This is a genomic window from Paracoccus sp. (in: a-proteobacteria) (genome assembly GCF_047605025.1).
Taxonomy (GTDB): domain Bacteria; phylum Pseudomonadota; class Alphaproteobacteria; order Rhodobacterales; family Rhodobacteraceae; genus Paracoccus.
Genome location: NZ_JASGGO010000031.1, coordinates 1 through 19,882, shown reverse-complemented (window position 1 = coordinate 19,882; position 19,882 = coordinate 1). Strand labels below are relative to the sequence as shown.

The window sequence follows — 19,882 nt, the reverse complement described above, 5'->3', positions numbered from 1 at the left end:
ACGACAGGCTTGACCGCGCCGTCGAATGTGTTCGGCGCGGGGGCGTCCCCGCCTCCCGCGTCGTTCGGGTCAGGGTGTGACCGCCACGGTCCCCCCCTCGCTCCAGGCGCGGAGTTCGGGGCGATACATGTCCTCGACGCTGGCCGAGGGGTGGCGGAAGGTGCCGGGCGTCACCGCGCGCAGGATATAGGCCAGGCTGAAGGGCTGGTCCGAGGTCCAGGTCAGCGCCGCCGCGAAACGGTCCGCGCGGAATTCGGTCATCTCGGCCTCGGTCTGGCCCTCAAGCCAGTCCAGCGCCGCGATGTCGCCCGCGCGCAGCAGGTTGGGATTGTCGATCTCCCATCCCGCCGGCAGCGGATCCGAGACGATCAGCCGCCCGCCCCCCTCGGCTTCGGGGATGACGCGGATCTGGGCCACCATGCGCGTGCCCTGGGCGACGCTCGCGGGGTCGATGGCCTCGCCCTGGATCGAGAAATAGCTGCGCTCGATCCGATAGCCGCGCCCGCCGGCCGGGGGGCTGTTCATCGGCTTGCCCGTGGCGGTCAGCGTCACCTCGACGGGCGCAGTGCCGGTATTGGCGATGCTGGCCGAGGAATCGGGCAGGGCCAGGACCGGCTGGCTCAGCGCGATGCCGTTCAGGCTGGCGCCCGGCGCGCCCTGCGACAACGCCTGCGCGGCCATCACCGTCCAGACTGATTCCTGGGTCGAGAGCGCCTTGCCCTGGGCCTCGGCCTGGGCGATGGCCTGGGCCAGCCGGCCGGTCAGGCCGGTTTCGTCGATGACCTTGGTGCGGGCCTCGGCCGCAAGCGCCAGAAGCGCCGCGGTGTCGCGCAGCCGGGTGCCGTAATCCGGGCGGAAGCTGCGCGGCTCGGGGGTGTCCAGGTTCAGCAGGTCGCGCGCCTGGCCGAACATCCGATCCGCGCGCGGCTGGTCGCCGTAAAAGGCCAGCGCCGCGCCCAGATTGCCCGCCGCCATGGGCGTCGAGAAGGCACCCGCCGCCGTGTCGGCGTAATAGCGCAGGTCGCCCACCGTCGCCGCGCGCTCGCGCGCCAGCACGGCCAGGGCATAGGCCAGGGCCGCGTTCTCATCGGCTGAGGCGGCCGAGGGGTCGGTGGCGTAATTGGCCCGGTTCCTGAGGTTGTCGATGGCCTGGCGGAAGGCTGTGTCCGGCACCGCATGGCCCGCCGCGCGGGCGCGGGACAGGAAATCGGTGACATAGGCTTCCAGCCACAGGTCGCCCGAATCAGCCGACCACAGGCCGAAGCCGCCATTCGCGCCCTGCCGCGTCAGGATCTGGGCGATGGCCTGGTCCACGGTCGCGCCGGTATCGCCCCGTGCCACTCCCTCCAGTGCCGAAAGACGGGGCAGGTAAAGCAGCGGCAGCGCCCCCGAGGTCAGTTGCTCGGTGCAGCCATAGGGATAGCGCGAAAGCCGCGCCAAGGCACCCGCCACGTCCAGCCGCGCATAGGGACCGATCGTCGCCGTCAACTCGGCGCCCGGCAGCAGCCCCGCCGTCAGCGCCGGGGGCAGGGTCACGCTTTCCCCCGGTGCCACGGTCAGCCGGTCGCGGCGCTGGATGTCGGACTGGTTCAGCGCCACGGGGATCGCGATCCGCTTGGTCAGGTCCAGCCCGTCGGGTGTCGTCAGCGTCAGCAGCAGATCGGCCGTGCCCAGCGTATCGTCTGCCGCGACCGGCATCCGCACCTGCGCCTGGGCATGTTCGGGCAGGTCAACGGTCTGCTGGGCCAGGGTGGTTTCCAGCGCCGGGCCGCCGGTCTGCCGGACGGCCAGATGCATCTGCCCCGACGGCCCGCCCGCATGGGTCAGCCGCAGCCCGATCTCGGCCCGGTCGCCGGGTGCCAGGAAGGCGGGCGCGGTCATGGTCATCACCACGGGATCGCGCACCAGCACGGTCGCATTCGCCTGGCCCACGGCCGCCTCGGACCAAAGCACGGCCATCAGCCGCAGTTCGCCGTTGAAGTCCCCGACCGGGACCTGGACGGTCGCGGTCCCGTCCTCGCCCAGCGTCACCGGCCCCGAGAACCAGCTCATCAGCTTTTCCGTGGGCGGCGGGGCCTGGGTCGCGGCGCTCATGGCATCGCCGCCCTCGCGCAGCGCGCCGTCCGGGGCGCCGGTCGACAGGATCAGCCGCCCGTAAAGGTCGCGCAGGCCCACGCCCAGCCGGCGCTGTCCGAAATAGTGATCCGAGGGGTCCGGCGGCTGGAATCCCGTCAGGTTCAGGATGCCCTGGTCCACGGCGGCGATGGTGGCCTGCACCGTCTGGCCCCCCGCGGTCTGCCCGGCCGCTCCTTGGATCTTCAGCGTGACGGGGATCGTGCCGCGCGGGCGGGTCTCGGCCGGGGCCTGGATGCTGGCCGAAAGCCTGCGGTCGCCGGGATCGACGGCGGCATGGGCCAGACCCAGCGCGCGGACCGGAACGCGCTCGTCGGCCTTGGCCTCGCCCAGCGGACGGATGGCCGAGACGGTGACATAGACCCCCGCCCCCCAATCGTCGGTGACGGGCAGCGAAAGGCCGTTCTCGCCCTGTTTCAGCGAGACGGTCTGCATCGAGACCACGCGGTTCGACAGGACCGAGACCAGCCCCAGCCCATCGGCCAGCGCCTGCACCTTGACCTGCGCCGTCTCGCCGCTGCGATAGGCGGGCTTGTCCAGCACCACCTGAAGGCGGTCGGGCGTCGGCGTCCCGGCATTCGCCACCGCGCCCCAGCCGGCATGGAACAGGACCGAGCTTTGCCCGCCCTGTCCCGAGGCCGGCTCGGCCACCAGTTCGTATTGGCCCCAATCGACGGGGACGGCGATCTCGGCAGCGAATTCGGTGGCGACTTCGGCGGTGGTCTCGCCCTCGGCGATGCGGCGGCGGGTGGTCGTCGCCTCCCAGTTCCATTGCCCGCCAAGCGAATACCATTGGTAATCGGTGTCGACGCGGTTCAGCACCCAGCGCACCGGCTGGGCGGCGGGCTTCAGGTCGGGGCCGACCGCCAGCAGCGCGAAGCGCGCCTCGGCTCCCTCGGGCACGGTATCGCCCTGAAACAGCGGTTTGATGCCGATCACCGGGGTGTCGGGCATGATGGTGCGGGTCTCGGCCCGTTCGACCGGGCGGCCCGCGCCCTCGCGGATGTCCAGCACCACCTCGGCCCGGATCGGGCGGGGGCCAAGCTCGGCGGCGGGGGGCAGCGGGATCCGGGCGTGGTAATTCCCCCGCGCATCGGTCTGCCCCGAGGGCAGGCTGCTCGCCACCGGCGCCGTCGCGTCGTCCTGGGGCCCGAAGCGATAGCCCGCGAAGCCCTCAAGGCTGGCCGAGGGGGAAAGCCGCAGCACCGCCTCGACCGGTAGGTTGGCGGCGGGGGCGCCGAACAGCCAGCGCGCCGACAGCGACAGATCCAGCGTGCCGCCCGCGCGGGCCGGGCCTTGCGGCAGGCTGGGGGTGAAGTCTATGCGCTCGGGCAGGAAATCCTCGACCAGCAGGCGCTGGGTGGCCAGCGCCGGGCCGTCCGCCTCGGCGCGCAGTTCCAGCCGCCAGGTGCCGCGTGGCGCGGTGCCGGGAATGGTCCAGGACAGCGTGCCGCCGCCCGCCTGCGCAGGGGCCGGGGCCAGGCGCGCGGCCTCGACCCCGTCGGGGCGCAGGATCACGGCGGTCAGGGGCAGGTTCTGAAGCGCGCGGGCATTGCCGTCGCGCGCCAGGATGGTGGCGTTCAGGGTTTCGCCCACGCGATAGGCGCCGCGATCGGTGCTTAGGAACAGGTCGATCGGCGGCGCGGGAGGGCGGCCTTCGACCCCGCGATCGGACAGATCGAACTCCGGGTCCGAAAGCGACAGGAAGGCGATGTCACGCGGGACCGGCCCCGCGCCTTCGCCCTGCCAATAGGTGACGGTGACCAGCGCGGGCGCGGCGCCATCGGCCCCCAGCGCCAGGCCCGGCGCGAAGCGGGCGATGCCGTGCTCGTCCGTCAGCGTCCGCGCCAGCACCTCGTTCGAGCGGCTGACCAGCGCGACCTCGGCCCCAAGCTTCGGCGCGGTGTCGCGCAGGCTGCGCACGGCGACGGTCAGCCCGTCCGTGCCCGAAAAGGCCGAGATCCCGAAATCCGAGATCACGAACCATTGCGCCGCGATCCCGGTATCCGAGGCGCTTTCGCCCGAGACCTGGGCTTGCAGGATATAGATCCCCGGCTCAAGCGGGCCGGCCTTGGCCGGGACGGCAAGGCTGGTGGTCAGCTCCTGGTTCAGCGCGGTCTGGCCCATGGGCTTCGCGACATCGGCCGTGCCGGACCAGACCCGCCGCGCCATGCTGTCACTGAAATAGCCGGCGCGCCAACTGTCCAGGGGCGTCGCGAACATGTCCTCGGCCATGGCGCGGATCAGGTTGCGGTCCGAGATCTTCAGCAGGGTCAGGTCCACCCGGTCGGCATTGACCGTGACCATGGACAGCCGCTGATCGCCCGAGGCCGGCAGCACATAGGCCCGGCCGGTAAAGCGCACCTCGGGCGCGCGGTCGCGGACATAGCCGGTCAGCGTCACATCGCGCGCCAGCCTTTCGCCATCGCCCGAGGGCAGGCCCGCGCGCAGCGTCATCCGCACCTCTTGCCCGTGGCTCAGCCCGGCGATGCAGATGCGGTTGCCCTGCGCCTCGACCGTCAGATCGCTCTGGGGCAGGCGCAGATAGGGGGTGTAGTCGGTGCCGGTTTCCAGATCGCGCGACAGCGTGGCGCAGAAACGGGGCCGGGGGCCTTCGACCTCGACCTGGCTGTCGGTGACGCGCAGCCCGTTTCTTGCCTGCGATTCCTGAAGCGCCGAGGCGATGGCGCCGTCCTGGGGCGACAGCTTCGCGGCCAGGCGCAGCGCGCTCAGCGCGTCCACGCCCCGGCCCTGCCGTTCCCATGCCATGGCAAGCCAGCTCAGCGCCTGCGCCGCGACCGGATCGGCGGCCGCGCGCAGATAGCCGTTCGCGGCGATGGCGGCGATGGCGGCGGATGCCTGGTTGTCGCCGCTGTCGCTGGTGTAAAGCGTCAGGCGGGCAAGGTTGGTCCAATCCTCGGGCGCGTCGCTGGGGCCCAGTTCCTGCGCCATCAGCCGCGCGGCGGCGGAAAGATCACCGCCATGTTCGGCGGCGATGGCGGCCTCGCGCGCGTCCAGCCCCGGTTGTGGCGGGTTCATCGCGGACAGGCTGCGGGCCTGGGTCCGGGCGCCCTCAAGATCCTGGGCGGTCAGGAAGGGCGCGGCCTTGGCGCGGCCTTCGGCGCGGGCCTGGTCCTCGGGCAAGGCGTCCAGCACCCGGCCCGAAAGCGCCCCCGCGAAGCGCGCGGGCGCGCCGGCCCCCTCGCCCTTCGGGAAACAGGCGCGGGCATTCTGGTTGTAGGTCAGCGCGTGGCATCGCGCATCGCCCAGGCAAGCCTGGATGCAGGCTTGCAGGGTGGTGTCGAAGATCTTGCCCAGATCGCCGCCGGGCAGGTCGGTATCGGCCTGCAACTCGACCCGACGGGGCGGCAGGGGCGCGTCCTGGGCCCGCGCCGCCGGGGCGGTCGCCAGATCCAGTCCCAGACCAAGGCCAAGGCCCAGAACCGCCGCCGCACGGATCACTCGCCCCCAGGAATCCATCGCTTCCTCCCAATCCCGCACGGCTGAGTTGTGCCATCCCCACGGCTGGCAGGCAATCGCTTCATGGGGCCAGGGTGGCGGGCCGGCCCGACAGGCGCAGGATGCGACAGCCAAGCGCCCGCGCCTCGTCGGGGTCATGCGTGACCAGGATCAGCCCCGCGCCGCCTTGCTCCAGAAGGGTCCCTGTCAGCGCCAGCATCCGCCCCTGCGTCCCCGCATCCAGCGAGGCGAAGGGTTCGTCCATCACCAGCATGTCGGGCCTGGCGGCGAAGGCGCGGGCCAGCGCCAGGCGGCGCTGCTGGCCAAGCGAAAGCTGGTCGGGAAACAGCGCCTCATGCCCCGAGAGGCCGGCCCGAGCGATCCAGTCCCGCGCCGTCCGGGGCGTGCAGCCGGTGGGCAGGGTCAGGTTTTCCGTGGCATCGCGCCAAGGCAGCAGGACCGGGTTTTGAAACACCGGGGCCAGCCGCTCGGGCACGTCGCGCTGGCCCTGAAAATCGCGGTCGAGGCCCAGAAGGATGCGCAGAAGCGTCGATTTTCCGATACCGGAAGGCCCCAGCAGCGCCAGCCTTTCGCCGCGCGCCACGGTCAGGTCCAGCGCGCCCAGCACCGCGCGGGGGCCGAAGAACTTGGCGGTCAGGGACAGCTTCACGCGCGCCTCCAGCGGTTGGCGCGGCGTTCCCAGGGGCGCAGCAGGCCCAGGTCGATGCCCAGCATCACCGCGACGAAGGCCAGCGCCCAGGCCAGCACCCCCGCCACGTCGAAGCCCGAGAACAGCAGGTGGATCTTGAAGCCGACCCCGTTCGAGCGGCCCAGGAATTCGACCACCAGCACGATCTTCCAGATCAGCGCGATGCCCGCCCGCGCCGAGGCCGCGATCTGCGGCGCAAGCTGGGGCAGCAGGATATGGCGCAGCCGGGCCAGAGGGGGCATGCGGAAGCTGGCCGCCATGTCGTCCAGGTCCGGGCGCAGGGCGCGCGTGCCCTCGCGGATCATCACCGCGACGACGGGGATCTTGTTCAGAGCGACGGCCAGGATCGCCGCCGTCTCGTTGAGGCCGATCCAGATATAGCAAAGCACGATGACCACCAGCGCGGGCAGGTTCAGGGCCAGGATCAGCGCCGGGTCCAGCCAGGCATTGGCGCCCCGCCAGCGGCCCATGACCACGCCCAGCCCCAGGCCGATCGCCATGGCGAGGCCGAAGCTGGCCGCGACCCGCATCAGCGTCATGCCGGCATGGAACCAAAGCTCTTGGCCGGCCGCCAGGCTGACGACGCGGGCGCCGACCTGCCAGGGGCCGGGCAGGGTCAGGGGACTGCCGGCCAGCCGCGCCGCCAGCGCCCAAAGCACGAGCATGCCCAGGACCGAAACGAGGCCGGGGCCGAAGCCCCTGTTCATGCGGGCCACCAGAACAGGCCCTGGGGCAGGTCGGCAAGGCCGCCGGTCAGTTCCTCGCCGCCCAGCCGGGCCATGGTCGCGAACATCTTGCGCGCGCTGTCCAGGTCCACCGGACCCGGCGCGGGCATGCCCGCGCGCCAGCCGTTCCGCAGCGCCTGGAACTCGGCCTCGTTCGCGGCGGCCATCAGCGGCCGCAGCGGCTCCCAGGGGGCATCGTCACGCGAAAGCAGCGTCTTGGCCGCGCGCGAGGCCCGCGCGAGGCCCGCCGCCAGCCCCGGCCGTGCCGCGATCCAGCGATCACGCAGCACATAGCCCAGAAGCGGCGTGCCGGGATCAAGCCCCAGGTCGCGCGCCGCGTCGGCGACCGCGATCACCTCGCGCATGCCGGCCGCCCGCGCCTTGGCCTGGAAGTTCCAGAAATTCACCGCCGCATCGACCTGCCCCGTCAGGGCGGCGTTCAGGATGATCGGCGGCGCGGCGAAAACCTGGGTCGAGATTTCGGCCAGATCCTGTCCCAGCGCCTCGCGCGACCAGGCGCGCAGGATCAGCCAGCTTTTGTCCAGCGGCCCGCCCGCGATGCCGATGCGCTTGCCGCGCAGGTCCGAAAGGGCGCGGATCGGGCTGTCGGCCGCCACCATCAGCCCGCCGACCGCGCTGGAATAGGGCAGGAATGTCAGATCCTGCCCGCGCGCCCGCTGCTGGGCCACCCAAAGCCAGTCCGAGACGATGGTGTCGACCTCGCCTCCCAGCATCGCGACCTGGGTGGCGGGGTTGCCCGCCAGGGCCACGGGTTGCAGGGAAAAGCCGTTCTGGCGGTCCAGGCCCTGGTCCCGGATGGCGCGGATCTCCCACATGACGGTGCCGTTTTCCAGCGTGCCGATCCGCAGCGCGGGGGATTGGGCTGTCGTCTGGGCTGTCGTCTGGGCCAGCAGGCGGCCCGGCAGTCCGGCAAGCAGGGCGGCCCCTCCCAGCAGGGCGATTCTGCGGCTTGGATGCATCGCATTCTTCCTTCGCGCCGGATGCTTCAGGCACCGGGGCGCGGCATTGGTCAACGGATCCGCCCTTTTAGCGGATTCTTCCCATGCCCGCCATCGGGCTTGCGCCAGGGCGACGCCCCCTTAAGATGGGGTCAGCGACGCCGGCTTCGAGCGGCGACCATCCGTTTCTTTGGGAGGAGAGCGATGGCTTCAGCGAACCCGCAGGAACAACCCGAACCGCCCCGGCCCGCCGCTCGATCAGGCGCCGCGCGCGTGCGCGAGATCCTGATCGTGGACGATCATCCGCTGATGTGCGACGCCCTGGCGCTGACGCTGAAGATCAGCTTCGGCCTGAAGCATATCCGCACCGCCCGCAGCCTGGCCGCCGCGCAAGAGCAGATCCGCATCCAGGGGCCGCCCGATGCGGTGATCCTGGACCTGAACCTGCCCGATGCGCGCGGCGCCGAGGGGCTGGTGATCCTGCGCCGGCAGATCCCGGACGTGCCGATCACGATGATCTCGGCCGAGCTTGAGGATGCGATGATCTCGGCCGCGATGGCGGCGGGTGCGCAGGGCTATCTGAGCAAGTCGCTGGGCCGCGAGGCGCTGGTGGACAGCCTGCGCCGCATGTGGCGGGGCGAGCATGTCACGCCTGACAGCTATCGCCCCGGTCCTGGCGCCGAGGATGCCGCGCGGGTGAAACTGGCCCGGCGCTTCGCCAGCCTGACGCCGCAGCAGATGACCATCCTGCGGCTGATCTGCCAGGGCAAGACGAACAAGGAGATCGGCGCCGAACTGTCCATCGCCGAGGCGACCGTCAAGACGCATCTGACCGCGATCCTTTCCAAGATCAACGCACGGCGGCGCAGTCAGGCGGTTCTGCTGGCGGGCAGTCTGAAGCTTTTCGAGCCGGCCTGACTGGACAAACGCCCTGGCCCGCGCTTCCCTGTCGCGCGAACGAACAGGAGGTAAGCGATGGATCTGGGGATCAGGGGCAAGACGGGTCTGGTCTGCGCGGCGTCGAAGGGCCTGGGCCGGGGCTGCGCCGAGGCGCTGGCCGAGGCTGGGGTGGATCTGGTCATCAACGCTCGTGGCGCCGCCGCGCTTGAGGCGACGGCGGAGGAGATCGCGGCGAAACATGGCGTCAGGGTCACGCCCGTCGCCGCCGACATCACCACCGAAGAGGGCCGCGCCGCCGTGCTGAAGGCGCTGGGCGGTCAGGCCGATATCCTGGTCAGCAACGCGGGCGGCCCGCCGCCCGGAAATTGGACCGACTGGTCGCGCGACGATTTCATCAAGGCCATCGACGCCAACATGCTGACCGCCGTGGCGCTGATGCAGGCCCTGGTGCCGGGGATGATCGAGCGGGGCTGGGGGCGGGTGGTCAACATCACCTCGCAATCGGTCAAGACGCCCATCGCCATCCTGGGGCTGTCGAACACCGCCCGTGCCGGGCTGACCGGCTTTGTCGCGGGCATGTCGCGCCAGGTCGCGCCGCATGGGGTCGTGGTGAACAACCTTCTGCCCGGCATCCATGCCACGGACCGCGCCGAAAGCCTGGATGCGGGCGTAGCCAAGGCCGAGGGCATCGGCATCGAGGAAGCCCGCCGGCGGCGCGAGCGCACCATCCCGACCCATAGCTACGGCACGGCGCAGGATTTCGGTGCCACCTGCGCCTTTCTGTGCAGCCAGCATGCGCGCTTCATGATCGGCCAGAACATCCTGCTGGATGGCGGGGCATCGAACGCCACGATGTGAGGCACCCCGGTGCCGATCCTGAAAGCGGTGCGACGGCGTGGCGAAATGTTCTTGCCAGAATGCCGCGCCGCCGCTACCACCAAGGCCGGAAATCGGGAGACACCGGCGCCATGCCGGGGCCGAAGGAGCAACCGCCCCAGGAAACTCTCAGGCACAAGGAACCGTTTCCGTCAAAGGATCTGGAGAGTGGCGATCCGTCGCCCGCCGAAGGGATAACGATCTCAGGCGCCCCCGCAGGGGTAGGGACAGAGGGGGCATCTGAAGCGGCCGGAACGGGTCCGTCCGCCAAACAGGGGATGCCCATGGCCGAACTTCGGCGCACGAAACTTTACGACCTGCATCTGGCCGAAGGCGCCAGGATGGTGCCCTTTGCCGGCTGGGAAATGCCGGTGCAATATCCCATGGGCGTGCTGGGCGAGCATCTGCACACCCGCGCCCATGCCGGGCTTTTCGACGTGAGCCATATGGGCCAGGTCATCCTGCGCGGGCCGGACGCGGCGGCGGCGCTGGAAAGCCTGGTGCCCGCCGATATCGTCGGGCTGAAGCCGGGACGGCAGCGATATGGCCTGTTCACGGATGCCGAAGGGGGGATCCTTGACGACCTGATGATCGCCAACAAGGGCGACCATCTGCTGCTGGTCGTCAACGCCGCCTGCGTCGCGCAGGACATCGCCCATCTGCGCAGGCTTGAGGCGCGGGGGATCGAGGTCGCGCCGGTGGCCGACCGCGCGCTGCTGGCCCTTCAGGGGCCGGCCGCCGAGGCGGTGCTGGCCGCGCTGGTGCCGAGCGTCGCCGCGATGAGGTTCATGGATGTGGCGGAGTTCGACTGGCAGGGCGGTGTCCTGTGGGTCAGCCGCTCGGGCTATACGGGTGAGGACGGGTTCGAAATCTCGGTCCCCGACGAGCAGGCGCAGGTTCTGGCCGAGGCGCTTCTGGCCTTGCCCGAGGTGGCGCCGATTGGGCTGGGCGCGCGCGACAGCCTGCGGCTTGAGGCGGGAATGCCGCTTTACGGCCATGACATGGATCCCGACACCAGCCCCGCCGAGGCCGGGCTGGGTTGGTCCATTCCCAAGGTCCGCCGCCTGGGCGGCGCGCGCGAGGGAGGCTTTCCGGGGGCCGCCGGAATTCTGGCGGAACTGGCCGAGGGTCCGACGCGGCTGCGCCGGGGCCTGCGCCCCGAGGGCCGCGCGCCGATCCGCGAGGGCGTCGAGATTTTCGAGGCGCCCGAGGGCGGCGCGGCCCTCGGGCGGGTCTGTTCGGGCGGGTTCGGGCCGTCGGTCGGTGGTCCCATCGCCATGGCGCGGCTGCCGCGGGGGCTGGCCGACGGCGCCACCGTCTGGGCCGAACTGCGCGGCAAGCGCATCCCGGTCCATGTGACGCCGCTTCCTTTCCACCAACCCGGCTACAAGCGTTAAGGGGCCAGAGATGCTGAAATATACCGAAGATCACGAATGGCTGCGGCAGGAGGGCGACGAGATCACCGTCGGCATCACCGCCCATGCCAGCGAGCAACTGGGCGATGTGGTATTCATCGAGCTGCCCGAGGTCGGGCGCGAGGTCGAGGCGGGCGAGGAGATCGTGGTGATCGAATCGGTCAAGGCGGCCTCGGACATCGTGGCTCCGGTGGCGGGCGTGATCACCGCGGTCAACGAGGCTCTGCCCGATAGTCCCGGCGCGGTGAACGAGGATCCGATGGGCGCCTGGTTCTTTCGCATCAGGCCCGTCGCGGTCGATCTGTCGGGCTTCATGGACGAAGCGGGCTATGAGGCGCTGATCGGCTGATCATGTGCCGGGCCTTGCGGCCCGGCGGAAGCCGGGGGGCTGTCTGCCCCCCGGACCCCCCGAGGATATTTCGGCAAGAAAGAGCTTGAGGGTTTGGGATCCGGGTCTTGCGGCATCCGCGCGGGTCCGAAGGAAATCTGAATATTGACGTATCGAGGCCAGTGATGGGCAAGTGGAAGCCGACCGACTATAACCCCGACGATTTCGCCAACCGCCGCCATATCGGACCTTCTCCGGCCGAGATGGCCGAGATGTTGAAGGCGGTGGGGGCGGAGAGCCTGGACGAGTTGATCGCCCAGACCGTGCCCGCCCGCATCCGCCAGGAGCAGGCGCTGGACTGGTCCGCGCTGTCCGAGGCGGCGCTGCTGGGTCGCATGCGCGAGGTGGCGGGGAAGAACAGGGTCATGACCAGCCTGATCGGGCAGGGCTATCACGGCACCGTCACGCCGCCCGCGATCCAGCGCAACATCCTGGAGAACCCGGCCTGGTATACCGCCTATACCCCCTATCAGCCCGAGATCGCCCAGGGGCGCCTGGAGGCGCTGTTGAATTTCCAGACCATGGTGGCGGACCTGACCGGCCTGCCCGTGGCCAATGCCAGCCTGCTGGACGAGGCGACCGCCGCCGCCGAGGCGATGGCCATGGCGCAGCGGGTGTCGAAATCGAAGGCGCGCGCATTCTATGTCGATGAGGCCCTGCATCCGCAGACCGTCGCGGTGATCGAGACCCGCGCCGCGCCCCTGGGGATCGAGATCGTCCGGGGCGGGGATTGCGATCCCAAGGCGGTGTTCGGGGCGATCTTTCAGTATCCGGGCACATTCGGCGGGTTGCGGGATTACTCCGAGCAGATCGCGGCACTGCATCAGGCGGGTGCGGTGGCCGTGGTGGCGACCGATCTTCTGGCGCTTTGCGTGCTGAAGGAGCCGGGCGCGATGGGGGCCGATATCGCCGTGGGCAGCGCCCAGCGGTTCGGTGTGCCGATGGGCTATGGCGGGCCACATGCCGCTTTCATGGCTTGCCGGGACGAGATGAAGCGCGCCATGCCCGGCCGCATCGTCGGCGTTTCCATCGATGCCAAGGGCAACAAAGCCTATCGCCTGTCGCTGCAAACCCGCGAGCAGCATATCCGGCGCGAGAAGGCGACCAGCAATGTCTGCACGGCGCAGGCGCTGCTGGCGGTGATGGCGTCGTTCTATGCGGTGTTCCATGGTCCCGTGGGGTTGCGCGCCATCGCCCAGCGGGTGCATCTGAACGCGGTGACCCTGGCCGATGCCCTGCGCGCCGCCGGGGCCGAGGTCGAGCCGGGCGCCTTCTTTGACACCATCACCGTCCGCGTGGGCGTGGGGCAGGCCGGCATCATGGCCGCCGCGCGGCATCGCGGCATCAACCTGCGCTGTGTCGGGCGCGACCGCGTGGGCATCAGCGTCGATGAGACGACCGATGCCGGCGTCATCTCGCGGGTGCTGGATTCCTTCGGGATCGCCGAGCCGGCTGTCGCGGCGACTGCCCCCGCCATCCCGGACGCATTGCTGCGGGAAAGCGATTACCTGACGCATCCGGTCTTTCACATGAACCGCGCCGAATCCGAGATGATGCGCTATATGCGACGCCTTTCGGATCGCGACCTGGCGCTGGACCGGGCGATGATTCCGCTGGGTTCCTGCACGATGAAGCTGAATGCGGCGGCCGAGATGATGCCCATCACCTGGCCCGAATTCGGCGCGCTCCATCCCTTCGCCCCCGAGGACCAGGCCGCCGGCTATCACGAGGTCTTCGCCGACCTGACCGAGAAGCTTTGCGCCATCACCGGCTATGACGCGTTTTCCTTGCAGCCGAACAGCGGCGCGCAGGGGGAATATGCGGGGCTGCTGACCATCGCCGCCTATCACAAGGCGCGGGGCGAGACCCGCGACATCTGCCTGATCCCCGTCAGCGCGCATGGCACCAACCCGGCCAGCGCCCAGATGTGCGGCATGAAGGTCGTGGTGGTGAAATCGGCGCCGAACGGCGATATCGATGTCGAGGATTTCGCCGAGAAGGCCGCCAAGGCCGGCGACCGGCTGGCGGCGGTGATGATCACCTATCCCAGCACGCATGGCGTGTTCGAGGACACCGTGCGCGAGGTCTGCGACATCACCCATCGCCATGGCGGGCAGGTCTATATCGACGGCGCGAACATGAACGCGCTGGTGGGGCTGGTCCAGCCCGGCGCCATCGGCGGCGATGTCAGCCACCTGAACCTGCACAAGACCTTCGCCATCCCGCATGGCGGCGGCGGTCCCGGTATGGGGCCGATCGGGGTCAAGGCGCATCTGGCGCCCTATCTGCCCGCCGATCCGAGGACGGGCGATGAGGGCGCGGTTTCGGCGGCGCCCTGGGGCAGCGCCTCGATCCTGCTGATTTCCTGGGCCTATATCCTGATGATGGGTGGCGCGGGGCTGACCCAGGCGACCCGCGTGGCGATCCTGAACGCGAATTACATCGCAAGCCGGCTGGCCGGGGCCTATCCTGTGCTGTTCATGGGCAATCGCGGCAGGGTCGCGCATGAATGCATCCTGGACACGCGCCCCTTTGCCGAGCATGGCGTGACCGTGGACGATATCGCCAAGCGACTGATCGACAACGGCTTTCATGCACCCACCATGAGTTGGCCGGTCGCGGGGACGCTGATGGTCGAGCCGACCGAATCCGAAACCAAGGCCGAGATCGACCGCCTGATCACCGCATTCCTCGCCATCCGCGACGAGATCACCGAGGTCGCTCAGGGCCGCATCGCGCCCGAGGACAGTCCCTTGCGCCATGCCCCCCATACGGTCGAGGATCTGGTCGCCGACTGGGACCGTGCCTATTCGCGCGAGCAGGGCTGCTTTCCGCCGGGCGCGTTCCGGGTGGACAAGTATTGGCCTCCGGTGGGGCGGGTGGACAATGTCTATGGCGACCGCAATCTGGTTTGCACCTGTCCGCCGCTGGAAAGCTATGCCGAGCTGGCCGAATAGCCCATCGATCAGGCCGCATCCCCAGGATGCGGCTTTTTCATTCGCTCCATCCGCTGGCCGCCGCCGCAAATTGCGGCAGGGGATCGGGCCCTTGTCCGCAGCGGGCCGAAACTCTTGTTCCGCCGCTTGCGTTTACGTTAACGCTTTGGGATGCGGCGCAAGGTGACAGCCCGTATCTGCCACAAAACAGAGGGATGGAAAGATGGCGACGACAATCCAGCCTCAATACGCCAATCTGCCCCGCGCGCAGTTGGCGGCGCGCATCATGGCGGTCCCGGCCGGGATTGCCCTGCTGGGCGCACTGGCCGAATTCCTTTGGCACGGTTCGGGCGTGGCCTGGACCTCGGGGGCGGGGTTGTCGCTTTTCGGTTGCGCGGCGCTGACCCTGGCCGCGCTGGCCCTGGCGGCATTGCGGCCGGGGGGCCTGCGCACCTGCCTGACGGTGCTGGTCCTGATCGGCGGGCTGCTGACCGCGCTTGCCGCCTGGTTCCTGGAAAGCCATCTGGTGCTGACCGCGGTGCTTGCGATGCTGTTGTGCTGGCTTCTGTTCATCCTGGTCGCGAGGTGACATCCATGCGTATCCTGGCAATGGCGCTATGCCTGTCCGCGTCCCCCGCTTTGGCCCAGCAAGCCGAATGGACCGGCTTTCACGGCGACAAGATGGCGCAGAAATTCTCGCGCTCGACCCAGATCACGCCCGAGAACGTGGGCAAGCTGGAAAAGGTCTGGGAACTGCATACGGGCGATGTCGCGAACGGCAAGGGCGAGCTTCCGGGCACGGTCTGGTCGGCCACGCCCATCGTCGCGAACGATACGGTCTATATCGGGACGCCGTTCTATCGGGTGATCGCGGTCGAGCCGGATACCGGCAAGGTCAAGTGGACCTATGACCCCAAGACGCTGCTGAAGGCGCTGACCCAGCCCGAGTTGAAGAACCGCGGCGTGACCTATTGGGCCGCCAGCGACGGCTCGACCGGACCATGCTCCAAGCGGGTGTATATCGGCACCATGTCGGGCCAGATCCACGCGCTGGACGCCGATACCGGCGCGCTCTGCCAGGATTTCGGCCAGGGCGGCATCCTGGACGTGAACCAGTGGAACAAGCCCGACGCGAATTTCCCGCTGTCGCAATTGCAGCCGCCGACCGTCTACAAGGACACGCTTCTGCTGGGCTGGGCCGGCAAGGATTGGGTGGACAGCAAGAACCCGCTTGGATCGGTCCATGCCGTCGATGCCCGGACCGGCGCGCTGAAATGGAAGTTCTATTCGATCGACCCGGATTATCCGGGCAAGACCGGCACCGCCAATGTCTGGACCGCCATGTCGGTGGATGAGGCGAACGGGCTGGTCTATCTGCCCGTCTCTTCGCCCAGCCCGGATTTCTATGGCGGCGACCGCAAGGAGAAGATCCCCCATGCCACCTCGGTCACCGCGCTGAACGGCGATACCGGCGCGGTCGTCTGGTCGCGGCAATTGGTCTATCACGACATCTGGGACTATGACATCAACGCCGCGCCGACGCTGGTGGACATCCCGAAGGATGGCGGCACCGTGCCCGCGCTGGTCCAGACCAGCAAGATGGGCGAATATTTCGTCCTGAACCGCCTGACCGGAGAGCCGATCTTTGGCATCGAGGACCGTCCCGTTCCCCAAAGCGATGTCGAGGGCGAGCAATCGAGCCCCGTCCAGCCCATTCCCGTGCTGCCCAAACCCGCCACCGGCGACAGTTGGAGCGGGGTCTTCAAGCTCGCCGATCTTGCCTCATTCGGCTATTGCTCGCGCAAGGCGGCCGAATTGCGCGACGATGGGCGCTATACGCCGCCCTCGCTGCGCGGTTCGCTGACCTATCCGGCGACGGCGGGCGGGCATCAATGGGGCGGCGGCGCCGTGGACCCCGAGAGCGGCATCTATTATGTAAACAATTCCAACGTGGTGCAGATCTATCAGCTGATTCCCCGCGCGGAATACCAGACGCTGGTTTCGGGCGGGTCCGAGGCCGAGGGCGGGCTTTTCCCGATGAACGGCGCCCCCTACGGCTTCCGGCTGACGAATTTCCTGAACCCGCTGGGCATGCCCTGCTGGAACCCGCCCTTCGGCGAGATGTCCGCCATCGACCTGAAAACCGGCGAGACGCTTTGGAAGCGCCCCTTCGGCCAAGTTCAGCAATGGGGCTTCTACATGCCCGAAAGCTGGGGCTCGCCCACCATCGGCGGGCCGGTCCTGACCCGATCCGGGCTGATCTTCATCGGCGCGTCGATGGACGCGCGGGTGCGGGCGCTGGATGCCCGGACCGGAGAGGTGCTGTGGAAAGCGCAGGTCGATGCCCCCGCCGTCTCGATCCCGGCGGTGTTCGACTATAAGGGCCGGGAATATGTGCTCTTTACCGCCGGCGGCAATTCGATCATCAAGCCGCAGGTGGGCGACCAGTTGGTGGCCTTTGCCCTGCCCGAGGAATAACGAGGCCGCATGCCCGCCCTGAAGCTGATCTGTCTGGACTGCGCGCAGGTGAACCGCGTGCCGTCCCAGCGTCTGGACCAGGCGCCGAGATGCGGCACTTGCGGCGCGGCGCTGCTGCCCGCGAAGCCGGTTTCAGTCGATGTCGCCACATTGCGTAAGGCGGCGCGCGGGGACGACCTGCCGCTTCTGGTCGATTTCTGGGCGCCCTGGTGCGGTCCCTGCCGCGCCATGGCGCCCGAATTCGAAAGGGCGGCGGCGCTGCTGAAGGGCCGGGCGCGGCTGGTCAAGATCGACACCCAGGCCCATCCCGAGGCCAGCCAGCACTGGCGGATCCGGGGCATCCCGGCCTTTCTGCTGTTCCGCTCGGGCCGCGAGATCGCGCGCGAGGCCGGCGCCCGCCCCGCCGCCGATCTGCTGCACCTGGTCGAGCGTGCGACGGCGCGCAATGTGGCGTGAATTTTCGTTCTTTCCGCGCCGGGGCCGCTTGACATCCGCCCCGCCCCGGTCCAGATAGCCCGCCAAGTGGGGCCGTAGCTCAGTTGGTAGAGCGCATCGTTCGCAATGATGAGGTCAGGGGTTCGATTCCCCTCGGCTCCACCAAACCGCACTTTTGGTTTAAAAAATCCGCTAACACCTTGAATGGAAAGGTGATTTCAGCGGTTCGATAGCCTTCATTCCGATTATATCTCAACGGTTCCGCGAAGGCCATTTTCAGCACTGTCCGCTTGAGGGCGAATGTGCCTTTATAGTATAGTTTCCAATGGCTTGAGAGGAACATCAGGGCCGGTTCGATAAATTCGTTCAGCCTGCCCGGCGGCGGCACGGCATTCTCTACCCGATCCGCCAATATCCGCTTCTCGCGTTCCAGCTTTTCGATGCGCTTCTCATAGGCGGCGGCCACGGTCGCGCTGTCGGTGTCCACGATCCGGTCAAGCAAACCGTCGATCTGCTTTTCAAGCGCCTTGAGTTGTTCGGCCAGCGTCAGGCGGCTGTTTCTGGCCTCTTCCAGCCGCGCGTTCCACAGGTCGCGGAACATCACCCGTGCCACCTCTAATAGCTGGCTGGCGGGTTGCAGGGTGCGCAGAATCGCCCGTGCCCCGTCCTCGATATCCGCGCGCGGAATCGATTTGCGGCGGGAGGCACAATCCGGCGTGTCGCAGAGGTAATAAGCGTAATGCCTGTTTCGGCCCTTCGACCAGCAGGAGGTCATCGGCTCGCCGCAATCGTCGCACAGCACGAAGCCCCGCATCGGGAAATCCTCGTTGATGTCTTTGCGCGCGGAAGCCTGCAACGTGCCGCGCAGCCGCGCCAGCACACGCTCATGCGTGGCGTAGTCGATCAGCGCCTCATGGAAGCCCTTGCGCAGGGACACGCCCCAATTCGGTGCCTCGACATAGCCCGCATAGGTGGGACGTTCGAGGATATCGCGCACCTTGGTCACGCGCACCTCGCCGCTGGCAGTGCTTTTGGGGAAATCCGGCTTGGCTTCGAGAAAGCGCTTCACTTCGGATTGCGAGGAAAAACGCCCGCTCGCAAAGCCTTCCAGCACTTCGGTGATGATCGAGGCCAGAGGCTCGTCGCGCACCAGCAGCTTGCCATGCTCGCGGTTGCGGGCATAGCGGTAGCCTACGGGCGGGTGAAACACGTAATAGCCCTTCTCGACGCGGGCTTTCATCTTTTGGACGACCTGCCTGCGGTTCTGCTCGCGTTCAAGCTGGCCTTGGGCGGCGATGATGGTTTCGATGAAGCGCCCCTCCGGCGAGTCCTCGAAATTGAAGTTCAGACATTCGATCCTTGCCCCGCGCTGCGCAAACTCGCGGCGCAGCTTGATATGGAACTCCGTGTCACGGGCGAAGCGCTTGAGATCGTCGAAGATGACCACATAGGGCTTGCCCGGCTGCGCCGAAAGATAGGCCAGCAGCGACATCATGCCGGGGCGCTTCATGAAATCGCCGCCGCCCGAACTGTCATCGGGGAAAACCATTTCGACCGCGTAGCCCTTGCTGTCCGCGTATTGGCGGCAGCGGTGTTCCTGCGAATCCAGCCCGCCGCCCTCAAGGCGTTGCTTGGCGGAGGACACGCGGCAATAGATCAGCGCCGCCTGCGGCTCCTGTGTGTGTTTGGTGTGTGTGTTCATTTGACCTGCCTTTCCGATGCCATCGCCGGGTCAGCCCCCATCCGGGGCATCGTTGAATGTGGTTGTGAGATCGGTATCCGGTGAGCTTACCCCATCGGAATCGGCCTGTGCGGCCAGATCAAGGGAATTCTCGACTTGTCCACAGGCTTGTTGGACGGGATGGACACCAAAGCCCAGATCGACAAAGGCGACGACGATTGACCACAGCGCCCGCAGGAAATCTTCCTTCTGCGCGGGCGTAAGGCCGGAGCCATCCAGATACGCCTGATACTTTTCGATGTCGATTTCAACGCGGGGTTTCGCGGCGACGTTGAATTCGCCGCTGGTTACAATTCCTGTTTCTCTGTCCGGCCCGTCCTTCATGGCCCCATCCCCCACGGATCGCGCGGCGTTCCGCGACATGATCCTATCTTAAGTATACAACTCTTGCGATTATTATGCAAAATCATGGCATTGATCCGGTCATCAGCAGGGAGAGACTGGCGAGCGGTAGCCTTCGATGAAGGCCCATTCGCCGCTGCGGTATTGCGGAAAATCCCGATACGCATCCGGCACCGCCTCGCGGATCACGCGGCGGCGGCGGCGCATCCCGAAGAGCGTGGGTACGCGAACACGGCTCTGGTCGCGGTCATGGAATGGGTTCGGGAAAAACCGTCCGGCATAGGCGCGGCAGGTGTAATACGGCACCTTGTCCACGGCGAAGGGGCGCACGCCATAGCCCGATGCCCAAACCAGCGCCTTGTCTGCGGGCATGGCAAGGATTTCAT

Annotated in this window: 14 protein-coding genes, 1 tRNA gene, 1 pseudogene and 1 riboswitch; of the genes and pseudogenes, 9 read left to right on the top strand and 7 right to left on the bottom strand. The window is 68.2% G+C overall.

The features are described from left to right. Positions 1-69 precede the first annotated feature (69 nt). The 4 genes from QM682_RS15655 to QM682_RS15640 form a co-directional block, all read right to left on the bottom strand. On the bottom strand, positions 70-5,613 hold the full coding sequence (locus tag QM682_RS15655; protein ID WP_415131371.1) for an alpha-2-macroglobulin family protein: 5,544 nt from the start codon (positions 5,611-5,613) through the stop codon (positions 70-72). A gap of 61 nt (positions 5,614-5,674) precedes the next feature. Continuing rightward, positions 5,675-6,262, bottom strand: a complete 588-nt coding sequence (locus QM682_RS15650; RefSeq protein ID WP_415131369.1) for an ATP-binding cassette domain-containing protein — start codon at positions 6,260-6,262, stop codon at positions 5,675-5,677. Further along, positions 6,259-7,008, bottom strand: a complete 750-nt coding sequence (locus QM682_RS15645) for an ABC transporter permease (protein ID WP_415131367.1) — start codon at positions 7,006-7,008, stop codon at positions 6,259-6,261. The genes QM682_RS15650 and QM682_RS15645 overlap by 4 nt, the downstream gene beginning before the upstream one ends. Beyond that, positions 7,005-8,006, bottom strand: coding sequence for an ABC transporter substrate-binding protein (locus QM682_RS15640; protein ID WP_415131365.1), 1,002 nt, complete (start codon positions 8,004-8,006; stop codon positions 7,005-7,007). Before QM682_RS15640 ends, QM682_RS15645 begins: the two co-directional genes overlap by 4 nt. 183 nt (positions 8,007-8,189) lie before the next feature. On the opposite strand from QM682_RS15640, the gene QM682_RS15635 reads away from it, so the two are divergent. The 9 genes from QM682_RS15635 to QM682_RS15595 all read left to right on the top strand — a co-directional run bounded on the left by QM682_RS15635 (position 8,190) and on the right by QM682_RS15595 (position 17,578). Continuing rightward, a complete protein-coding gene (locus tag QM682_RS15635; RefSeq protein ID WP_415131363.1) occupies positions 8,190-8,903 on the top strand; it encodes a response regulator transcription factor in 714 nt (237 codons plus the stop codon). 57 nt (positions 8,904-8,960) lie between these two features. Continuing rightward, entirely contained in the window at positions 8,961-9,743 is a 783-nt protein-coding gene (locus QM682_RS15630) for an SDR family oxidoreductase (protein WP_415131361.1), read from the top strand. Positions 9,744-9,826: 83 nt separating this feature from the next. Continuing rightward, a riboswitch (glycine riboswitch) is annotated at positions 9,827-9,917 on the top strand. 128 nt (positions 9,918-10,045) lie between these two features. After that, on the top strand, positions 10,046-11,158 hold the full coding sequence (gene gcvT / locus QM682_RS15625) for a glycine cleavage system aminomethyltransferase GcvT (protein WP_415131359.1): 1,113 nt from the start codon (positions 10,046-10,048) through the stop codon (positions 11,156-11,158). 10 nt (positions 11,159-11,168) lie between these two features. Continuing rightward, positions 11,169-11,525, top strand: coding sequence for a glycine cleavage system protein GcvH (gene gcvH / locus QM682_RS15620; protein WP_415131357.1), 357 nt, complete (start codon positions 11,169-11,171; stop codon positions 11,523-11,525). Positions 11,526-11,689: 164 nt separating this feature from the next. After that, entirely contained in the window at positions 11,690-14,521 is a 2,832-nt protein-coding gene (gene gcvP, locus QM682_RS15615; RefSeq protein WP_415131355.1) for an aminomethyl-transferring glycine dehydrogenase, read from the top strand. A 202-nt stretch (positions 14,522-14,723) separates the two neighbouring features. Continuing rightward, a complete protein-coding gene (locus QM682_RS15610; protein WP_415131353.1) occupies positions 14,724-15,089 on the top strand; it encodes a hypothetical protein in 366 nt (121 codons plus the stop codon). Positions 15,090-15,094: 5 nt separating this feature from the next. After that, positions 15,095-16,978, top strand: a complete 1,884-nt coding sequence (locus tag QM682_RS15605) for a pyrroloquinoline quinone-dependent dehydrogenase (RefSeq protein ID WP_415131351.1) — start codon at positions 15,095-15,097, stop codon at positions 16,976-16,978. Positions 16,979-16,987: 9 nt separating this feature from the next. Next, on the top strand, positions 16,988-17,434 hold the full coding sequence (trxC, locus tag QM682_RS15600; protein ID WP_415131349.1) for a thioredoxin TrxC: 447 nt from the start codon (positions 16,988-16,990) through the stop codon (positions 17,432-17,434). A gap of 68 nt (positions 17,435-17,502) precedes the next feature. Then, positions 17,503-17,578: transfer RNA gene (locus QM682_RS15595), tRNA-Ala, on the top strand. Between the two features lie 559 nt (positions 17,579-18,137). On the opposite strand, the pseudogene QM682_RS15590 reads toward QM682_RS15595, so the two are convergent. The 3 genes and pseudogenes from QM682_RS15590 to QM682_RS15580 form a co-directional block, all read right to left on the bottom strand. After that, positions 18,138-19,115 (bottom strand): annotated as a pseudogene (locus QM682_RS15590) (recombinase family protein); the annotation flags it as partial. A 30-nt stretch (positions 19,116-19,145) separates the two neighbouring features. Then, positions 19,146-19,478 carry a hypothetical protein gene (locus tag QM682_RS15585; RefSeq protein WP_415131347.1) on the bottom strand — a complete coding sequence of 111 codons (333 nt, stop codon included), beginning with the start codon at positions 19,476-19,478 and terminating at the stop codon, positions 19,146-19,148. Positions 19,479-19,580: 102 nt separating this feature from the next. After that, positions 19,581-19,882, bottom strand: a 302-nt coding sequence (locus tag QM682_RS15580) for a hypothetical protein (RefSeq protein ID WP_415131345.1), incomplete at its 5' end; no start/stop codon positions are given.